The following is a 4373-nucleotide window of genomic DNA, read 5'->3' as shown; positions in this document are numbered from 1 at the left end:
GCAATGACAACCCTGTTTTTTTTATGGGGTTTTATTACAGTATTAAATGATGTACTGATTCCACGATTAAAAGGCGTATTTGATCTTAGCTACTTTGAGGCAATGCTAGTGCAGTTTTGCTTTTTTGGTGCCTACTTCATTGTATCTATCCCCGCTGGTATTTTAGTTAAACAGCTTGGCTATAAAAAAGGTATTTTAACGGGGCTTATTATTGCTTCGATTGGTTGTATGCTTTTTTACCCTGCAGTAGTAGTGCATGAGTATTGGTTGTTTTTAGGCGCATTGTTCGTGCTTGCTGCTGGTATAACCGTATTGCAAGTATCAGCTAATCCATACGTTGCGGCTCTTGGTCCTGATAAAACCGCCTCTTCACGATTAAACTTAGCACAAGCGCTTAATGCCTTGGGTACTACAGTAGGGCCTTACGTAGGAGGCATTCTCTTTTTCGGTACTGCTGGTACATTGGCTGCGTCTGCTGCATCGGCAGAATCAGTAAAAGTGCCTTATTTAATGTTGGCTGTAGCACTTTTATTAATTGCCATTGTGTTTGCATTTATAAAGTTACCTGAAATTGAAGCCCATAAGGAAGACAGCACAGACACCGAAACTCGTTCTTTAATGCAAGCACCTCACCTTACTATGGGGGTTGTAGCAATATTTTGTTATGTAGGCGGTGAAGTAGCTATAGGTAGCTTTTTAGTTAATTACTTTGGTGAAGCACACATTGCTGGGCTTGAAGAGCATGCTGCCGCGGCACTTATTAGTTATTATTGGGGCGGAGCAATGGTTGGGCGTTTTGTAGGCTCTGCGTTGTTACAAAAAATTGCGCCTTCTAAAGCAATTGCCTTTAACGCTATCAGTGTTATTGCGTTGTTATTAATCACTATTTTTACACAAGGTGATGTCGCTTTGTATTCAGTATTGGCAATCGGGTTGTTTAATTCAATTATGTTTCCAACTATATTTTCTGTTGCGATTGAAAAATTAGGCCCGTTAACAAGTAAAGGCTCTGGTTGGCTATGTTTAGCGATTGTAGGTGGTGCATTAGTGCCTTTATTACAAGGGTATATTGCCGATACCGTAAATATTCAAGATAGCTTTTTCGTACCTATGGTATGTTATGTATTTATAGCTTGGTATGGTTTAAATGCTGTTCGTTTAGCAAAAAAATGGTAGAAAATGTATTGAATAATAATGGCTGAATACGTATTCAGTCATTATTATTTTCTTTTTATTTGGAACATTCCAAATTCGTTATCTATTGAACATTATTTATGTAAAATTAATTACTTAAAATTTGTAATTAAGTTTTTCTAGTCCTTTTTTATTGTTTTTAGCTGCTATTTTCGGAAAAACCGAAAATAGCTAAGACAATGCTCACAATATTTGCTAAAACTAGAGTGCTAAAAATAAATTAAAGGGCATTTATGTTTGGGGCATTCAAGTTTACGACAAAAGTCACAATAGCAGCGTCTGTTGTACTCGTTTTGGTATTAGGGTTATTCACTGTAAATAACTACTTTACCTTAAAAAACCAAACACAAAATCAGCTTGCTCTCGTGTTGCAACAAAACTCAGAATCTGTTTCTCAAAATATAGCTAGCTGGTTAAATGCAAAGCTGGCCATTGTTAGCGCGTTTGCTAAAACCCACCAACCATCAGATCCAAATACGCTTACATTACTACAATTAAACACAGCAGGGTTAGCAGGTAGTTTTAAAAACACCTATATTGGCCAATCTAACGGTAATTTTATTTTAAATGATCAAAGCATCGTTTTACCGCCAGATTTTGATGCAACATCACGTCCTTGGTATAAGCTAGTCGAAAACAAAACCAATACTGCCTTTACTACTCCCTATATTGATGTAACAACTAACGAGTTAACTATATCTGCTGTTGTGCCTATAAACCAAAATGACCGTTTTGTTGGTGTTGCTGGTGCTGATATTGATATGCAAACTGTGACAGAAATTATTAATAATATTGATTTTTTAGGGCTGGGTTATGGTTTTTTACTCGATGACAGCGGCCAAATATTAAGTCACCCACAAAGCAATGTTAACCTAAAAAATATCGCTGAGTTATTTGGCACCAAACCATTACTTAGTAGCGAGTTTGTTGAATATCAAATAGCTGGCGAAACTAAATTAGTTTCGTTTAATAAAATACGTGGTATTGAAAATGTAAATTGGTATTTAGGGGTTGTTATTGATCAACAAAAAGCATTTGCTAGTGTATCTAGTTTTGGCAAAACGGCATTTATTTACTTAATTGTGGGTACAATCGTCATTGTAATTTTAATGCAATTTTTACTTCGTTATTTAATGCGTCCAATGAATCGGTTAAATGACGCTATAAAAGATATTTCACAAGGGGAAGGTGATTTAACACGCCGTTTAGAGATAGAAAATGACGATGAGTTTGGTGAGCTAAGTCATTCATTCAATGTGTTTATCGAAAAAATTCAATCATCAATCGAACAAGTTAAAAATACAACAATACTTCTTGATGGCGTAATAGCCAGTCTGCTATCACAAACACATTCTTCACTTGCGATGTATGACGATCAAAGTATGCGTACTGATAGCGTTGCAGCTGCAATTAATCAATTTACAGGGATGACATCAGATATATTCAATAGTGCGTCTGACGCATCATCACTTGCAAAAGATGCTAATAAGCACTCTACACAAAACCAAGAAATATTAAGCACTAATGTTGCTGGGATCCATGAGCTATCTGCAAATATAGTGCAGGCTCAACAAACTATTAATAGCTTAAATGCACATACAGAAAGCATTGGTAATGTTTTAGAAGTGATTAAAGGCGTGAGTGAACAAACCAACTTACTTGCATTGAATGCGGCTATTGAAGCAGCTCGTGCAGGTGAAGCCGGACGTGGTTTTGCAGTAGTGGCTGATGAAGTTCGACAATTAGCTCATCGCACCAAAGAATCAACGCAAGAGATAGAAGAAACAGTCATAGAATTGCAAAAAGGGTCAACTTTGGCTGTAGAGTTAATGAAAACAAGTTTGCAAGGCAGTGAAAAAAGCGTGTCAGAAGCTGATGCAGTTGGAGAATTAATGCAGCAAGTAATAGAGGATATAAAACAAATAAGTGCTGCTAACCATGCCGTTGCGTGCGCTACAGAAGAACAAAATCAAGTTGTTAAATCACTAGATGCAGATATACAAACTATCAGCGAACTGTCTATTCAAAGTAAAACCAACCTAAATAATACTCTAAACGAATGTACAAAACTGAGGCAACAATTCGGTGATTTAGAACAAATGGTTAAAAAGTTTAGAGTATAGATATGGATGATGAAAACTTAAATAAATCGAGTTGGCGCAACTTGATTAATATAGACAGTGTTTATAACTCAGACAGGCAGCGTCAAGCATTTTCATTATTTACAATGATAGCGTTTGCTATTGTTGTATTGGGTTTTTTACTTCTATCTAATTATGATGTGTATTCACCTATTTTAAGTGTAGCTTTGCTCGTTGCTAATATGACGATTATTGCCTGTACCGTTTACTTTTTTAAAACAGGTAAATTAGAGGTTGTGTCTTTAATAACCATGCTAATCATTTTTATTATGTGTATTGCGCTTATTTACACAGGTGGTAAAGAGAACACAGCGCTGTATTGGCTCATGTTTTATCCAGTTGTTACCTTTGCTACTCTCGGTGTTAAATTAGGGTTATGGCTTAGTGGGTTTTTATTAGTCTGTTGTTTAGGGCTACTGTATGGCCCTAACATCGGTCAGGTAGATTATGTCGATGTAGAAAAATCGCGTTTTATGGCATCTTTTGGTTTAGTGTTTGTTTTTTCATTTATTGGCGAATTTTTTAGGCAAAAAAGTCATGCGTCTATTGCTGAAATTACTTTATCGCAAAAAAAGGATGCGTATACCGACCAGCTAACTGGCGCTGCAAACAGACGTTTTGTCACATCTCACTTTTTTAACTTAGTAAGTGACTGCCCAGATGAGTATTTACCATTTAGTATTTTATTATTAGACCTCGACCATTTTAAGTCTATAAACGATAACTATGGTCATGATAGTGGTGATACTGTCCTAATAGAATTTACTAAAATGCTGGAGTCACACTTCAGTTGCGATTCAATAAAAGCGCGTTATGGTGGTGAAGAGTTTGTGGTTATTCTCCCAAAAGCGACTATTCAAATTGCAGAGCACATTGCTAACAACTTTAGAGAAAGTGTTGCCAATACAACACTTTTGAATGTTGATAGTAAAAACGTAGCACTTACCTGTAGCATAGGTGTAGCACAAGTAAATAAACTATCAGATTACAATGATGCTTTAAAACAAGCCGATCGATGCCTTTATAAAGCAAAGGAAA

The 4373-nt window shown here is 36.2% G+C and carries 3 protein-coding genes; all 3 read left to right on the top strand.

Annotated features, from left to right (window positions below; genetic code table 11):
• The coding region (locus BCG07_RS18010) for a sugar MFS transporter (RefSeq protein ID WP_286891382.1) at positions 1-1176 on the top strand (1176 nt) is incomplete at its 5' end.
• 251 nt (positions 1177-1427) lie between these two features.
• The gene (locus BCG07_RS18005; protein ID WP_138739725.1) at positions 1428-3317 is read left to right on the top strand and encodes a methyl-accepting chemotaxis protein; all 1890 of its coding nucleotides are present in this window, start codon (positions 1428-1430) and stop codon (positions 3315-3317) included.
• Positions 3318-3319: 2 nt separating this feature from the next.
• Positions 3320-4373: GGDEF domain-containing protein (locus BCG07_RS18000; RefSeq protein ID WP_286891379.1), on the top strand; the 1054-nt coding region annotated here is incomplete at its 3' end.

It is taken from the genome of Pseudoalteromonas sp. ESRF-bin5, from assembly GCF_002632075.1.
GTDB lineage: Bacteria > Pseudomonadota > Gammaproteobacteria > Enterobacterales > Alteromonadaceae > Pseudoalteromonas > Pseudoalteromonas marina.
The sequence above is the reverse complement of the archived record's forward strand: the minus strand, read 5'-3'. Positions and strand labels throughout refer to the sequence as shown.